This window comes from Primorskyibacter flagellatus (assembly GCF_900176485.1).
Lineage (GTDB): Bacteria > Pseudomonadota > Alphaproteobacteria > Rhodobacterales > Rhodobacteraceae > Primorskyibacter > Primorskyibacter flagellatus.
The window spans coordinates 1-15855 of the sequence record NZ_FWYD01000011.1 but is presented as its reverse complement, the minus strand read 5'-3'; the positions used below and the strand labels follow the sequence as shown (position 1 = coordinate 15855).

Here is a 15855-nt window from a genome sequence, read left to right as displayed (position 1 = left end):
ACAGGCAGGCTCTGGTCAAACTCGTCGCGGTCAATTATCTGCGGGGTAACACGCAAAGGGATTGCCCATGAGTTATAACGAACCCGGACCCGTCGAAGAAAACTGGAGCGATGCGATTTCGTCGATCGAAGAGATTGTCGAGGACGCCCGCAACGGCCGTATGTTCATTCTGGTCGACCATGAGGACCGCGAGAACGAGGGCGATCTGGTCATCCCCGCGCAGATGGCCACCCCGGATGCGATCAACTTCATGGCGACGCATGGGCGCGGGCTGATCTGCCTGTCGCTGTCATCGGACCGGATCGAAGAACTTGGTCTGCAATTGATGAGCACCAACAATTCCTCGCGCCATGAAACGGCGTTCACGATCTCGATCGAGGCGCGCGAAGGCGTGACAACCGGCATTTCCGCGGCCGACCGGGCGCGGACGATTTCCGTGGCGATTGACGGCTCCAAGGGGGCGCAGGACATTGCCACGCCGGGCCATGTGTTCCCGCTGCGTGCCCGCGAGGGCGGCGTGCTGGTGCGCGCAGGACATACAGAGGCTGCGGTCGATGTCAGCCGCCTTGCCGGGTTGAACCCTTCGGGCGTGATCTGCGAGATCATGAGCGAGGACGGTTCCATGTCGCGGCTGCCGGAACTGGTGGCATTCGCGCAGCGTCACGGGCTGAAGATCGGCACGATCAGCGATCTGATTGCCTATCGTCGCCGCCACGACAACCTGGTGCGGGTGCAGAAGGAAGAGGTGATCACCAGCGAATTCGGTGGCGAATGGACGATGCGGATCTATTCCGACAGCACCCACGGCGACGAGCATATCGTGCTGGTCAAGGGCGACATTACCGGAGACGACCCTGTTCTGGTGCGGATGCATGCGATGGACCCGATGCTGGATGTGATCGGCACCGGCCCGCGCGGGCGCGCGGACGAGTTTCGCGCAGCCATGAAGGCCGTGTCCGAGGAAGGCCGCGGCGTTGTCGTTCTGCTGCGCGACACGTCGATGAAGCTGGACGTGCATGACGAGGTATCGCCGAAGACGCTGCGCCAATATGGCTTGGGCGCGCAGATCCTGTCCTCGCTGGGGCTGTCACGGCTGACGCTGCTGACGAACTCGCCACAGCCCAAGGTGGTCGGTCTGGAAAGCTACGGGCTGGAGATCGTGGGCACGCGCAAGATTTCGGAGCTGGGCTGATGGCCGGGCAATCGCATTACACGCTGCCGCGACCCGAATTCGATCGCGCTGTGAAGCTGCTGATCGTGGTCGCGCCGTATTATCGCGACATCGCGGACGGAATGCTGGAAGGCGCACGGGCCGAGATCGAGGCTTGCGGCGGCACCCATGAGACGGTTGAGGTTCCCGGCGCGCTGGAAGTACCGACAGCCATCGGCATCGCCGACCGTCAAAGCAACTTTGACGGTTACGTTGCACTTGGCTGCGTGATCCGCGGCGAGACGACGCATTACGACACGGTCTGCAACGACAGCAGCCGCGCGTTGCAACTGCTTGGTCTGCAAGGGCTTTGCATCGGCAATGGCATCCTGACGGTGGAGAACCACGAACAGGCCGCCGTGCGGTCCGATCCCGCAGACCAGAACAAGGGCGGTGGTGCCGCTGCGGCGGCCTTGCATCTGATCGCGCTCGCTCGTAAGTGGGGCGGCCAGCGCAAGGGGGTCGGGTTTCGTCCGGCCTCTGACGAATATCGGATCGCTGGTCAAACCAAGGGCCCGTCTACCGCATGACCTCTGAAACCGCGCCCCTGTCGGGCAACCAGCGCCGCAAGATGAAATCCGCCAGCCGCCTTTATGCGGTGCAGGCGCTGTTCCAGATGGAGCATTCCGGCCAGACCTCGGATCAGGTGCGGGTTGAGTTCCTCGACCACCGGTTTGGCGCGGTCTACGAAGGCGACGAGATGGCCGAAGGCGATCCCGATCTGTTCGGCACGTTGCTGGACGAGGCGGTGAACAACCAGGCGCGGATCGACCAGATGACCGACCGGGCGCTGGTGGCCAAATGGCCGATTGCGCGCATTGACCCGACGTTGCGGGCGCTGTTCCGCGCGGCCGGCGCGGAACTGGTGCTGGCCGATACGCCGCCCAAGGTCGTCATTGTCGAGTTTGTCGATGTGGCGCGGGCCTTCTTTCCCGAGGGCAAGGAGGCGAGCTTCGTCAACGCGGTGCTGGACCACATGGCCCGAGAGGCGCGCCCCGAAGCATTCTGAGCAAGCTTCATACTCTGTGCGCGTCAGCACGGCTTCGTATTTATTCCATGCTCAAATGAGCCCGGCGGTCGCGGTGCCGCAGTCCGGCACACTAACCCGCCATTGCCCGCTCTGGCTGGTGGCGCTCTATTGTGACTTGATGGTCGGATCGTCCTCGTCGGCTTCGCTGATCAGGCGCGCATCCTCGCGCATTTCCAGCCAGATCGCGTTCAGAACCGCGAACATCGCGGCCAGAGGCAGGCCCAGGAGCCAGGCGAAATACCACATTACTCTTTCCTTCCTTCAGTAGCTTTGCTCGGAAACGTCGTCTTCGGTGACCTTGCCCCACAGCACTTTGTAGACCCAGGCCGTGTAGGCCATGATGATCGGCAGGAAGATCGCGCCCGCCACCAGCATCACGAAAAGCGTCAGATGGGATGACGACGCATCCCAGACGGTCAGCGAACTGTCGGGCCGGACGGTGGAGGGCAGGATGAAGGGAAACATCGTCAGCCCGACGGACGAGATGATGCCGGTAATCGCCAGCTTCGACCACAGCAGGGTCGAGACCTCGCGCCCCGCCCGCAGGCCAAGCACGGCCAGCGCGATCCCGACAAAGCCCATCAGCGGCGCAATGGCGATCCACGGCCGGTCGGAATAGGCCGACAGCCAACTGCCGCCGTGAATGACCGTGCTGTAAAGCGGGTTGGACGGGCCGTCGCGCACGACCTCTCCCTGAATGGCGAAACCGTCAATGCCGACAGCCAGCCACAGACCCGCCAGTGCATAGGTCGCAGCGGCGATCATGCCCGCATAGGTGCCGATGGCGCGTGCGCGCGCGGCCAGCGGACCTTCGGCCTTCAGCGACAGCCAGGCGGCACCATGCATCACCAGCATGGACAGCGACACCACGCCTGCCAGCAGCGCGAAGGGGCGCAGCAGCCCCAGAAACTTCATCGCGAAATTGCCCTCATACATCGGCATCAGGTCATCCGTCAGATAGAAGGGAACGCCCAGCAGCACATTGCCCACCGCCACGCCGAACAGCAGCGCGGGGACGGAACTGCCGACGAACAGCGCCCGGTCCCAACCGGCTCGCCATGCCGTGCTTTCGCGTTTGGAGCGGTATTTGAACGCCACGGGCCGCAGGATCAGTGCGGCCAGCAGCGCGAACATCGCCAGATAGAAGCCCGAGAAACTGGCCGCGTAAAGCGGAGGCCATGCCGCGAAGATCGCGCCGCCACCAAGGATGAACCAAACCTGGTTGCCCTCCCAGACCGGGCCGACCGTATTGATTACGATGCGGCGTTCGACATCCGTTTTGGCAACGAAGGGCAGCAACGTGCCCACACCCATGTCGAACCCGTCGGTCAGGGCAAAAGCGATCAGCAACACACCCATCAGGGCCCACCAAATCACGCGCAACGTCTCAAGCTCTATCAGATCGGAAAGGATCATATCCGTTACTCCGCAGGTGTTGCGCCGGGGTGGCGCGCGTTGCTTAAGGGGGCGGACCCGGGTTCAGCGGCATCCGATGCGAACGGGTCCTTGCCGTCATGGGTGCGCAGTCGGTGTTCGTGACGGATGGTCCAGGCATCGGTTTCCTCGACATCCTCGAACGGACCCTTGCGGATGTATTTCAGCATCAGCGCCATCTCGATGACGAAAAGGACGGAGTAGAAAGCGGTAAACCCTGCGAGCGTGATCAGCAGATCCATCACGCTGAGATGCGAGGCCGACAGCGCCGTTGGCAGCACGCCGTCCACCGTCCACGGCTGCCGCCCGTATTCGGAGACAAACCAGCCCAGCTCTGCCGCGATCCAGGGGGCAGGGATAATGGCCACCGCCCCGCGAAGCGCCCAGCGGGGAAATTGCATGCCGCGAAAGCTGGCGCGATAGAAGAAATACAGCATCACCGCGATGAAGGTGAATCCAAGCCCCACCATGATGCGGAACGCCCAGAAGACCGGTGCGACGCCCGGCACAGTGTCGTCGGCAGCCTGTGCGATCTGCTGTTCGGTGGCGTCCCGTGGATCGTCCACATACCGCTTCAGCAAGAGCGCGAAACCCAGGTTGTCGGAATGCGCCTCGAACTTGGCGCGAATGTCAGCGGGGGTTTCATCACGTTCTGTCCGGATTGTCATCAGGGCGTCATAGGCGATCAGGCCGGACCGGATATTGACCTCTGCTTCTTCGACCAACTGATTGATGCCGGGGATTTCTTCGGTCAGCGACCGTGTCCCGATAAGTCCCATGACCCACGGGATTTCGACAGCGTAATGCGTCTCGCGCGCTTCGCGGTTCGGAAAGCCTATGGCGGTGAAAGGGGCGGGGGCGGGATGGGTGTCCCACATCGCCTCGATCGCGGCCAGCTTCATCTTTTGGGTATGGCTGGCGGAATAGCCGGACTCGTCGCCCAGCACGACCACCGACAGCGCAGAGGCCAGCCCGAAGGCAGAGGCCACGGCGATGGAGCGCCGCGCAAGCTCGATATGGCGGCCCTTCAGCAGATACCACGCCGACACGCCCAGCATGAAGACCGAAGCCGTGACATAGCCAGCGGATACGGTGTGGACGAATTTGGCTTGCGCCACGGTGTTGAAGATCACATCGAAAAAGTTTGTCATCTCCATGCGCATGGTTTCGGGGTTGAACTCCGCGCCCACCGGGTTTTGCATCCAGCCATTGGCGATCAGGATCCACAGGGCCGAGAAGTTGGAGCCGATGGCGACCAGCCAGGCCACGGCGAGATGCGCAAGCTTGCTCAGCTTGTCCCAGCCAAAGAAGAACAGCCCGACAAAGGTTGCCTCCAGAAAGAAGGCCATCATCCCTTCCAGCGCCAGCGGCGCGCCGAAAATGTCACCGACATAATGGCTGTAATAGCTCCAGTTCATGCCGAACTGGAATTCCATCGTGATGCCCGTCGCGACGCCAAGCGCAAAGTTGATGCCGAAAAGCAGGCCCCAGAACTTTGTCATCTGTCGCCAGATCGGCCGGTTCGTCATCACATAGACGGTTTCCATGATCGCCACGAGGATCGACAGGCCCAGCGTCAGCGGCACGAAGAGGAAGTGATACATCGCCGTCAGCGCAAATTGCAGGCGTGACAGCTCGACGACATTAAGCTCCATGGTTCAGTGTTCCTTTCATAGCCGCCACGATGGTTATAGTGGGCGGAACGTCGCCGGGGTACAGGAAATCCTGCGCCGCAGACTCAGCTTTAGCACGAGACCTAACACCCGCGTGCCAAGAGGCAAATTGATGTGGATCAAAAATATTCATTTTTCGGCATGTGTTGGCTGTAAAGTGATCAGATAATCGGCCATTTCCTGTTCTGCCCGCCGGTGAGAGGCGATCAGGATGGCCGTGTCGGGCAGGGAGTGTTTCAGGTTTGCCAGAACCTGCCGTGCAAGCGGCCCCTCAAGCCCTTCGGTCGGCTCGTCCAGCAGCAAAACGGAAGGGCGGCGCAGAACCCCGCGGGCAAGGGCAAGCCGCCGCGCCTCGCCACCCGACAGACCAGTTCCGCTTTCGCCAAGCGTGGCGTCCAGCCCGCCAATGCGTTGGACCACGCCGTGCAGTTCGACTGTGGTTAACGCCTCCCATGCGGCGCTGTCGTTCAGATCATCGCACGCGATCGCAAGATTTTCGCGGATCGAGCCGCCGACGGGCCGCGCGCGTTGCGGCACCAGCGTCAGATGCTCGCGCAATTGCTTATCTGGCCAATCCGATATGGACGTGCCGAGCAGCGTGACCCTACCCGATAGCGGCGCACTCACTGCGGCGATGGCATCCAGTAGCGTACTTTTGCCCAGCCCGCTGTGCCCCGTCAGCGCGGTCGTTTCGCCGAGGGGCAGGGTCAGCGACAGCGCCGCCATAAGCGGGGTTTGGCGGCCGGGTGCGGCCACGGTGACACGATCAAGGACAAGCGCCGTCTGATGGTCTGGCGACACCTCGGGCAGGGGCAGGGCTGCGGGCTTTGGCGTTTCAGATGGCAGTATGCGACCGGCGGCATCGTGCATCCGCCCCAGTTCTGCCAGACCGCGACGTAGCGGCAGCAGGGTTTCGGCAAGGCCAAGTGCTGCGAAAAATCCGATGGCCGCTGCGGCGGGGCTTAGCGTGCTCAGCCCGACAGCAATATCTCCGGCGAGAAGGGCTGCGGCGGCGGTCAGGGTGACAATGAGGTTCAGCACCAACCCGGCGCGTTCGTCGATCACATTGAGGCGGCTCTCGGCATTTTGTTCCGCGCGCTCGGTGAGGTTCAGTTCATCCCGTCGCCGCGGTAGCAAGCCTTGCTGGATGGTCTCGCGCTGGCCCCGAAACAGGCCGATCACTTGACGGCGCAGGGTCTGGCGGCTGCGTTCGGCGGTTTTGGAGGGCACAAGCGCGGCGCGCGCAGTCAGCCACAGGACAAGCCCGCCGCCCAAAAGGTAGCCGCCGGCAATCGACAGCGCCACGCTTGGCACGGTCAACCACCAGAGCATCGCAAAGGCCGCGATATGGGTCAGCAGCCCGGCAAGAAGCGGCAAGATCAGGCGCAGCACCAGCCCGTCAAGCGCATCGACATCTGCCGTGATCCGCGTCAGCTCGGCCGCGCTGCGCAGGCGTCGCAGTTGGTCAATTGGGCAATGCCGCAACCGGTCGAGCAGTGCCAGACGCAGCTTTGCCAAGGCGTGAAGCGTGGTGTCATGGGTCAGCAACCGCTCGGCATAGCGTGCGCTGGCGCGCCCCAAAGCGAGAAACCGGACCCCGGCGCTGGGGCGGAAGACGTCAAAGGCAATGCCGATCCCCGCCAGTCCAGCCGCCCCCGTCGCCGTGATGAACCATCCCGACAGGCCTAGCAAGGCCGCCCCCATGACCAGCACCGTCAGTGCCGCCGCAGCGCCGCGCCACATCGCCCAGGGGGACGCCTGCCAAAGCAGGCTTGCAACGCGCCAAAGCCGCCTCATGCTTGTACCTCCGGCAATCCTACGGTGCGGTCCATCGCATCAATCAGAAGCGGGTCATGCGATGCGACGATGACGGTCTTGCCGCTGTCCTGTGCGCGGCGCAGCGCGTCGATGATCAGACCAGCCGTGACCGCGTCAAGATCCGCCGTGGGCTCATCGGCCAGGATAACGTCCGCCCCGCTGAAGAAGGCGCGCGCCAGAAGCAACCGCCGCGCCTCGCCACCTGAAACGCCCGCGCCAAGTTCGCCCAACCGGGTATCAAGCCCGTGGGGCAGGGCGGCGACGATGTCGCTTGCATGGGCGATCCTCAATGCGGGGCCGAGGTCAGCTTTGGTGCCGTGCGGGTCGAGAAATTCGCTCAGGGTGGTGTCGGGAATATGGATGTGCTGCGGCATCAGCGTCAGTCGCGCGCGCCACGCATCGGCGTTCTCGGCATTCAGAATCTGCCCCATCACGGTGATGCGTCCGCAAGACAGGGGCAGTAGTCCGGCCAGCGCCGTCAGCGACGTCGATTTCCCCGACCCGCTGGTACCTGTGAGGGCCACGCTTTCGCCCGGGCCAATACTGAAATCGGGCAGATTGATGCCAGCAAACGTCTCGGCTTGGTTAACGGATATCGATATTGGGCCGAAAAGGGGCGCGACTTTTGCACCTCTGCCGAGGATCGGCAGAACGGGCGCGACGTCCAGTCCGGCAAGCTCTTCAGCCACGGCCTCTGCCCCGGCCTTGTCATGCCAGGCGGCTGCCAGATCACGAAGGGGTTGGAAGAAGTCGGGCGCAAGAAGCAGAAGAAACACACCCTGAGAAATGCTCAAAGGTGCTCCCCATATGCCAAATGTGATTTCGCCCAGAAGCGAGAACCCCACATAAAGCGCAACCATCGCCACGCCGATGGCCGAAAACAGCTCCAGCACGGTCGAGGACAGAAAGGCGATGCGCAGAACCGCCATGGTCTTTTCACGCAATGCGTCGACGCGGGTGACAAACAATGCGCGCGATCTGTCGAACCCACCAAGCAACAGGATGTCCGGCAAGGCGGCAATCCGATCCACGAGAAGGCGGTTCACGGCCCCAATCTCGACCATCTGGCGGGCGCTGGCATCGCGGGCGGCCAAGCCTATCAACGCCATGAAAACGGGAATAAGAGGACCTGTTACCAAAAGCACAATCGCGACCGCCCAGGATTGGGTCAGCGCAATCAGGACAAACGCCACAGGCACCACCCGCACTCGGATCATCGCCAACCGGAATCGTGTGAAATAGGGGGCCAGAAGCGGGATTTTGTCACAGACAAGCGCGGCGACTTCTGCCGAGGACAGGGCAGCGTCAAGCCGTACCGTCTGCGCATCAAGCAACTTGCGTCGTGTGTGTTGCACCACCTGCTGTCCAAGATCGAAGACAAGTCGTCCCGCGCCATATGACAGCAAGGCGCGCAGAACACCGGTTGCGGCAAAGAGGATGACAAGGGCGATCCCATGGTCATCATCCTCCAGCCAGCCGGCGATCACTGCGGCAACCGCATAAGCCTGAACCACCCACAGCAAATCGGCACAGATGCGCAGAAACGCGCAGATCCGCAACCTGTCGGCTTGAGGTTTTGTCAGGGTCAGCACATCTCGCATCGGCTTGCCTTGCCATCATATCTATCCGGCAAGCCTATAGCCCAAGCCAGAGGCAGATTTGTTGTGTCATATTGACCGAGAGCGGATGGTCAAAACGTCATCGCTACGACGATCACTGGGCCGGAGGAAGGCATCAACACCAGGTAGCGAGGCGCGAGACAACCGGCAAATGCTTGTCGTCCGAAGAAACTCCGCACGGTACAATGTCCAACAAGCGGTGTAGACGGCGGTGAGAGTGTCTGTTTTCTGGGTCGTGGAAACAATGGAGTGCAGTAATGGATGATGAACAATGGATCGGGGTTGCGTTGATCGGCGCGGGCATGATCGCCAAGACCCATGTTGCCGCGCTTTCGGCAGCGGGCGACCGGGTTCGGCTGGTGGCCGTTGTCTCTACACGACCGGAACGGGCCGAGCATCTGGCTGAACAGTACGACGGTGCGGCACCACTGTTCACCTCGGACCTGTCGAAAGTGACGGATGATCCGGCGATCCGGATTGTTATCGTCGCGACGCCGCCCAGCGTGCGGATCCAGTTGATTGAAACGCTCGCCAAGGCAGGCAAGCATATTCTGTTGGAGAAGCCGGTCGCGCGGACGCTGGAGAAGGCTGTGCAGGTTGTCGAGATTTGCGAAAGCGCGGGTGTCACGCTGGGCGTCCTGTTCCAGCATCGCGTGCGCTCGCCATCCAAGGCGGCAGCGCAGCGCATTGCAAGCGGCGCGTTCGGCAAGCTTGGGCATGTCGAGATCGCCGCACCGCTGTGGAGGGACCAGTCCTACTACGAAGAGCTTGGGCGTGGCACCTACGCGCGCGACGGCGGCGGAGTATTGTTGACGCAAGCGATCCACACGATCGACCTTGCGCTCAGCCTGACCGGACCTGTGGCGTCAGTGCAGGCGATGACCGCAACGACGCCTCTGCACCGGATGGAAGCCGAGGACTTCGCCGTGGCGGGCCTGCGCTTTGCGTCCGGGGCGATCGGCTCGCTTGTTGCGAGCACCGCCAGTTTTCCACAGCGAAAAGAGATGATTGCACTTCATTTCGAACATGCGTCGTTGCGTCTTGGCACGGATATGCTGGAGGTTCTCTGGCGTGATGGTCGTATTGACGACGAACCCGTTGCAATCGGCAGCGCGGGTGACACTGGTCCGATTGTGAACAACCACGAATGGCATCAGGGCATGATCGAGGATTTTGTCAACGCGGTACAGGAAAACCGGCCGCCCGTGGTCACCGGGCGCGCGGCGCTGGCGTGTCACCGGCTGATCGACGCCATCGAAAGGTCGTCGCGTGACGGGTGTCCGGTCGACATTCGGCAGTAATGGCCTCCGGCGATGGGCCGCGACAAATCCGGGCAACGCGGCGCGGATCCCGACGATAGCATCAAAGCCAGGCCGCAGGGTCGGTGGGGGAGGCTCTTTGGCCGGCAAATTGTTGCGGCCAATACGGTCGCCAACCGGTATATTACGCACCGGTACCATCCGCAGAATTCAACCCATCATCGCGCGAGAGGTTGATGGCTCAACTTTAAGAAAAACCCGTCGAATCGACGCAGTTCTTGATTTTTGATCGGGACTGCGCCAACAATCTCCTATTATTCTTTTGTTTTTATCTGGGGTGGGGAAAGTTGTTTCGTTCAATTGTCTTGGCGTCTCAAATCATCGTCCTGCTGAACGTCGCCCTGCCGGCTGTCGGTCAGGGAACGGAACCGGCCGCGACGGAAAATGTAAACCAGCTTTCTCAGAAAGCGTCAGCGTTCAGAAAGATCATCGCGACGCTTGAAAGCGAGTCCGCCGGGATCGAGGCCGCACTGGAGGAGAAAAAGGCCGTGCTCAGCGATCTGGAAAGCCAGATCGAAACATCGCGGGCGCAAGTTGGCGAGGTTCAGGAAACGCTCGTCGCCGCGCAGTCAGAAGTGGACGTCCTCACGACCAGCCTTGCCGAGAAACAGTCGGAATTGGTGGAGCTTGAGGCCGACGCGCAAGCTCGTGCAGGCGCAGCCGCCGAGCAGCTGCAAGCGATGCAGGCCGACATCGCCAAGGCTGAAGAGACCAAAGCCGCGCTTGAAGCCAGGAATGCTGAGCTGACCGCGCAGGCCGACGCGCTTGATGGCGAGATCGCGACCGCAACATCCAACCTGGAGACGGAAAAAGCCAATGCCCTGGCGGCACAAGAGCGCGCTGCGACGCTGCAGGAGCAACAGAAAACCGCCGAAGCCGAACTTGCCAAGGCAAGCGCACAGGCTGACAAACTTGCAGACAACATTCAGATGGCCGAAGCACAGCTGAGCGATCTTCAGGCCGAAATTGATGCCGCTGAAAGCACCAAGGCGACCGCGCTGCAAGAGTTGCAGGATGCGCAGACAGCGCGTGAGAACGCCCTTGTCGAGGTTGAAACCGTTCAGGCCGACGCTGAAACAGCACGGACCGAGACAGCAACGGCGATTGCCGAAAGGGACGAGCGCAGAAAAGAGCTGGAGGCCGTCAACGCGCAGCTTGCAGAGGTGCAAAACGACGTTGCCAAGGCCGAAGAGCGCGCAGGGCAGTTGGCGCAGGAAATCAAGACCGCCGAAGCCGCCAGTCAGCAGAGCAAGGACCAACTGGATGCCACCGCGCAAGAGCGCTACGCCCAGTTGGAGGCAGAGGCTGAAGACCGTGCGGCCCTGATTGAGGACGCCGCGCAAGAGCGGATGGCGCAGGTCGAAGCCGACGCGCAGGCCCGCGAAGCTGAAGTGCAGGCCAAAATCGCAGAGCTTGAGGAAAAAGCGCAAGCGAACAGGCTACGGCTGGAGGCGGAAGTACAGGATCTGGCGGCTCAGGTGGACACCGCCGAGCAGCGTCTGGCACAGGTTCAGGAAGAAACGCAGGCGCGGACCGCGCAGATGGAAACCTCTGCACAGGAACGGATTGCCCAGATGGAAGCCGATGCGCAGGAGCGTGCGGCACAGTTGGAAGCGGAGGCGCAGACCCGTCTGGCCGAGATTGAACAGACCGTTTCGACACGGCAAGCGGAACTGGATGCCGAAGCGCGGCAAGCTGAAGATGCCCTGTCTTACTTGAATGCAGAGGTTGCGTCGGGCGAGGAACGCCTGGCCGCTTTGCAATCGGAGTTGGTCGAAGCGCGCGACATGCTCGCCGCTCAGCGTGCGGCACTTGAAAGCGCCGAAGAAGCGCCCGCAAGCACGCCTGCTGCGGCGCAGCCCATGGCAGCACCTCGCGGCGATCCCCGGCCTTTCGGACTGGTGGCAAGCACTGTGTCGAACGCCCCCGGTCTGGAAGCCGCATCACAACAACAAACCCAGCAGTTGTCCACCTTGTTGAGCGAGGGCGCATGTGCCCATGAAGCACTTGCCAGCGTCTTCGGGACCGTGAACCGCCAGACGCTGCTGTTCCTGCTTCAGGATCTGGGACGTTGTTGATGATTAGCATGAAACGAGAAAAGGGGATGGCGATGGACATCTTGCACAGATGCCTGCTGCATGTTTTTGCGACGAGCCTTGTTCTGTTATTGGGGGTCTCCTCTGCGCAGGCTCAGGAATTCGAGAAGAATATTCTTACCGGATCGCCAACGGGGACATATATTCAGTTCGGAAACGATATTGCCAATCTGATGGCCGAGTGTGACCAGACGCTGCATGTCGTGGAAAGCGCCGGCTCGCTTGAAAATTTCCTTGGCGTGCGCAAACGGCGGGCGACGCAATTCGGGATCGTGCAAAGCGATGTGCTCGAATATCTCAAGACCTATTCGGCGAATGATCCGGCAATTGCCCGCGCGATTGCCGGGGTGCGGATTTCCTTTCCGCTCTACAATGAAGAAGTGCATTTGCTGGCGTCCAAGGGTATCGCAAGCCCGGCGAATCTGAACGGCAAGCGCGTGGCCGTCGGCGTTGAGGACAGCGGCACCTTCCTGACCGCTTCGTTGATACTGGATCTTCTGGGCATCACGCCCGCAGAGGTGCATACCATCGGCCCGGCCGAAGCCTTGGAACAGCTTCTGGCAGATGACCTTGACGGCTTTTTCTATGTCGCGGGCGCGCCGACCAAACTGTTTCAGGATACAAGGATCGACGCGGAACGTTTTCACCTCGTGCCGTTCGAAGACCCGCTTCTGCAGGCTGTTTATGTCCCGACACAGATCCCGGCATCGACCTACGCGTTTCAGACCGATCCTGTTCCGGTCGTGGCGGTAAAGGCTGTTCTGATGACCTATGAATACGAACCGCGCCGCAATTCGTATCATGCTGCAAGCTGCAAGGCCGTGTCCGATGTCTCCAATCTGATCTTCACCAGATTTGGCGATTTGCAGCAGAACGGGCATCCGAAATGGAAGCAAGTCGATCTGACGGATATTCCGCCGGGCTGGGACGTGTCCGAATGCGCGAATGCGGGGCTCGCGGCAAACTATCCGCTAAGCTGCTCCTCTGGTGGGATGGAGGCGGTTCCGGATAGCGAAGCGAATAGCGCCTACCGTCAGCGCATCTGTTCTGTCATCGGCTGCTAGTCAGACACATTCCGCAACCCATGTTCAGCCCCCCTGTCACGGGGGGCTTAGTCGTTCTGGAATGGGATGGCTTGCCAGTCAAAGGACGCACCTGATCCTGTCGTCACACGCCAGAACGCAGCCTGTTCCGGCAGCTTCACGCTAAGTGCGGTCAATGGCGAGGCTGCAAGGCCGATGAGTGTTTTATCTTGATCGGCCAATTCGACTGAAAACAGGTCGGCATTGCCCTCCCAGATAAATTCAGCAGTCCCGTCCGTCACGAAAACTGTCAGTGGCCGAACGCTTTGCTGCCCGGCCGCGATGCTGCCCGGCGCGATCTCTGTCTGGAACACCGTGTCGGCGTCATCGGCAACCGCGTACCAGCGTTGTGCAATCTCCGAGGCAAGCGCCACACCATCACCGGTATCGAACAACTGACCGAGATATTCGGCGGCGCGCGGATGTCCCCGCAACGCCGCACGCGTATAATTGATCGCGCTGTCCCTGGGGCTGGCGCTGTCCAGCCCGGCGCGGAAATAACGCAGCCGCTCTTCGTCATTCGTCGTCAGGCGCACAGGTTCAAGCCGCGCGGGTTTCGGTGGCTCTGTCTTTGACAGGCCATCCGGCCCGAGCGGCTGGATCGTGGACCTGGACACCGCTTGCGTGGCATCGACCCTGCCAATTGGTGGTCTTTTTGGTTCGAACACGGCGGCCAGATCGGATGCCGGATCGGGTGTATCTGCGCCTCCTGCGTCGGGTCTGCTTTGCAGTGCATCCTTCCCAGGAACCTTGTCCGGGGTCTGTGCTGTGCGGTTTGTGACGTCCTCACGCTGCACATCGTGGCTGACCGTTGCCGAAGGTGTTGCCTCAAGGTTTTGTAATTGCCGCGCAAGTTCAGCCTCTAACGCCTGCTGTTCTGCCTTGGCCGCAGCGATGGCTTGTTTCAGGATTTTCAGCTCCTGTGCCGCCGGCTGAGTACCCGTGTCGGGTGCAGGCGCAATAGCTGTTTGAGCGGGCGCTGAAATGGGCTCTTTGGTGGTGGTGGGCACCGGTAACCGCGTCGCATCGCCGGCCTGCTGGATCGATCCGGTCGGTGGCTCTTGTATCGGATCATTTATCAGGTTCAGAACAAGAACGAAGGGAACGGCGCAGGCCGCCGCAGCCAATCCACCCAGAACCAGCCGTGTCTTGCGACGACGGGGCAGGGGCGATGGATCGGAGTTTTCAGACAGCTTTTCGGCTTCAGGGGCGGGCGATATTTCTACCACCTGACCGTGCGGCGTCTTGGGGTCAGAGGGCGAAGTGCTTTCTGACGGCCGTTCGCTTGTTCCCGGTGCGGTTGCCGCAATCTTTTTCGGCAGCTTTGGTAGTGCGGCTGGCTGACGAGGCGCAACCTTCGAACCATCGCGCGCAATTGACGAGGGCGGTGACGACAGCGGTTTGATATCCCGTGACGGGTGCGAATGATCCGAGGTGATCCGGGCACCGCCAGGTGGGCTCCACTCCTCTTGCACTTCACGGATAAAGGCCGCGTCAATTGTTCTGCGGCCCTGCTTCGCCGCACAGAAAAGCGCCAGATCACACAGCTTGTTTATCAATCGTGGCGTGCCTCGCGAATATGCATATATCTCGTCTAGCGCATCGCCTTCGAACAGACGATTGCCTGCATAGCCAGCCAATGCAAGCCGCCCCTCGACATAGGCGGCAATTTCGTCCTCAGGCAGTTGTTGCACCTGAATCCGATCGTCGATCATGTCGGCAAGGGGCTTCATCGACGCCCGTGCGACAAGCTTCCGAAGTTCGGGTTGTCCGGCAAGAATGATCGAACAGCGCAAGTCTGCTCGTGGCTCGTCCCATGCAATATGAGCCAACAAGAGTGCTGCATCGTCAGCCAGGGTTTGGGCCTCGTCGATAATCAGCAGCGGCGGCATTTGTTCCGCAGCCGTTCTGGCCATCTCGGCTATCGCAAATGCCGCCAATTCTTCGGTCGAGCGGTCCGCGAATGGTTTTCCCAGGCTCAACAGGATTTGTTGAGGGACTTCTCTGGCTGAGTTCAGTCGGCTTGAAATCAGGATAACGCGGCGCCCTTTCTCGATCTCGGTCGCCTTCATAAGTGCCTGAAGGATAGTGCTTTTCCCGCAACCCACCTCGCCGGTGAACAACGTCATGTTCGCGCCGGTCAGGACGTTTCGCACTAGTTTTCGGTAGACAGTTTTATGCTGCGTTGTCCAAACCAGAAAATCCGGATCCGGCACAATCGCGAATGGGCGACTCTGAAGATTGAAAGAATCTATATACATAGCTGTTAATGTTAATCCCCCATAAATTATGAACTATCGCGGCGAATATTGCGAGTCTCATAACACTTGGGGTTGTGAGGGGGCTGGGTCGTCATGTTGCGTGGTCGCTTGTCTGCCCGAATAGGTGACGGTCGCTACCAATTTCGCGACCTAAGGTCTTTCGTCAGTTGTCACGCATCATCAGAGGATTTCGGTCCGTTGGTGGACCTCGCAACAAGGTATGCGCCGTCCCCGTCCCATTGATTTCTGCGGTTCCGTTGCACTGAGCCAACGGCGAGTTTCGTTCTGAGTATTCAGAAGGAGACGACGATGG

The 15855-nt window shown here is 61.0% G+C and carries 12 protein-coding genes; 6 read left to right on the top strand and 6 right to left on the bottom strand.

What is annotated here, in order from left to right:
* The first annotated feature begins 67 nt into the window (after nucleotides 1-67).
* Genes ribB through nusB form a run of 3 tightly spaced genes read left to right on the top strand, consistent with a single transcriptional unit; the run spans nucleotide 68 to nucleotide 2219 of the window.
* Nucleotides 68-1192 (top strand): 3,4-dihydroxy-2-butanone-4-phosphate synthase, encoded by a 1125-nt coding sequence (ribB, locus tag B8991_RS13365; protein WP_084353501.1) that lies wholly within the window; start codon nucleotides 68-70, stop codon nucleotides 1190-1192.
* On the top strand, nucleotides 1192-1740 hold the full coding sequence (locus B8991_RS13360) for a 6,7-dimethyl-8-ribityllumazine synthase (protein WP_084353500.1): 549 nt from the start codon (nucleotides 1192-1194) through the stop codon (nucleotides 1738-1740). The genes ribB and B8991_RS13360 overlap by 1 nt, the downstream gene beginning before the upstream one ends.
* Nucleotides 1737-2219, top strand: coding sequence for a transcription antitermination factor NusB (nusB, locus tag B8991_RS13355; RefSeq protein WP_084353499.1), 483 nt, complete (start codon nucleotides 1737-1739; stop codon nucleotides 2217-2219). Before B8991_RS13360 ends, nusB begins: the two co-directional genes overlap by 4 nt.
* Nucleotides 2220-2345: 126 nt before the next feature.
* Here the strand turns inward: nusB and cydX are convergent, their stop codons facing one another.
* From cydX to B8991_RS13330, 5 genes are all read right to left on the bottom strand, one after another.
* Nucleotides 2346-2486: a cytochrome bd-I oxidase subunit CydX gene (gene cydX, locus B8991_RS13350; RefSeq protein ID WP_084353498.1), complete on the bottom strand. Its 141-nt coding sequence runs from the start codon at nucleotides 2484-2486 to the stop codon at nucleotides 2346-2348.
* A 15-nt stretch (nucleotides 2487-2501) separates the two neighbouring features.
* On the bottom strand, nucleotides 2502-3656 hold the full coding sequence (cydB, locus tag B8991_RS13345; protein ID WP_084353497.1) for a cytochrome d ubiquinol oxidase subunit II: 1155 nt from the start codon (nucleotides 3654-3656) through the stop codon (nucleotides 2502-2504).
* A 5-nt stretch (nucleotides 3657-3661) separates the two neighbouring features.
* A complete protein-coding gene (locus tag B8991_RS13340; RefSeq protein ID WP_084353496.1) occupies nucleotides 3662-5329 on the bottom strand; it encodes a cytochrome ubiquinol oxidase subunit I in 1668 nt (555 codons plus the stop codon).
* A gap of 147 nt (nucleotides 5330-5476) precedes the next feature.
* Nucleotides 5477-7144: an amino acid ABC transporter ATP-binding/permease protein gene (locus B8991_RS13335; RefSeq protein WP_084353495.1), complete on the bottom strand. Its 1668-nt coding sequence runs from the start codon at nucleotides 7142-7144 to the stop codon at nucleotides 5477-5479.
* A complete protein-coding gene (locus tag B8991_RS13330) occupies nucleotides 7141-8766 on the bottom strand; it encodes an ABC transporter ATP-binding protein/permease (RefSeq protein ID WP_084353494.1) in 1626 nt (541 codons plus the stop codon). Before B8991_RS13330 ends, B8991_RS13335 begins: the two co-directional genes overlap by 4 nt.
* Nucleotides 8767-9041: 275 nt before the next feature.
* On the opposite strand from B8991_RS13330, the gene B8991_RS13325 reads away from it, so the two are divergent.
* The 3 genes from B8991_RS13325 (at nucleotide 9042) to B8991_RS13315 (ending at nucleotide 13263) form a co-directional block, all read left to right on the top strand.
* Nucleotides 9042-10085: a Gfo/Idh/MocA family protein gene (locus B8991_RS13325; RefSeq protein ID WP_084353493.1), complete on the top strand. Its 1044-nt coding sequence runs from the start codon at nucleotides 9042-9044 to the stop codon at nucleotides 10083-10085.
* A 305-nt stretch (nucleotides 10086-10390) separates the two neighbouring features.
* Nucleotides 10391-12181 carry a coiled-coil domain-containing protein gene (locus B8991_RS13320; protein WP_143514597.1) on the top strand — a complete coding sequence of 597 codons (1791 nt, stop codon included), beginning with the start codon at nucleotides 10391-10393 and terminating at the stop codon, nucleotides 12179-12181.
* An 8-nt stretch (nucleotides 12182-12189) separates the two neighbouring features.
* Nucleotides 12190-13263: a TAXI family TRAP transporter solute-binding subunit gene (locus B8991_RS13315; protein WP_235866630.1), complete on the top strand. Its 1074-nt coding sequence runs from the start codon at nucleotides 12190-12192 to the stop codon at nucleotides 13261-13263.
* Between the two features lie 47 nt (nucleotides 13264-13310).
* Here the strand turns inward: B8991_RS13315 and B8991_RS13310 are convergent, their stop codons facing one another.
* Nucleotides 13311-15542 (bottom strand): ExeA family protein, encoded by a 2232-nt coding sequence (locus B8991_RS13310; protein WP_084353491.1) that lies wholly within the window; start codon nucleotides 15540-15542, stop codon nucleotides 13311-13313.
* Nucleotides 15543-15855 lie beyond the last annotated feature (313 nt).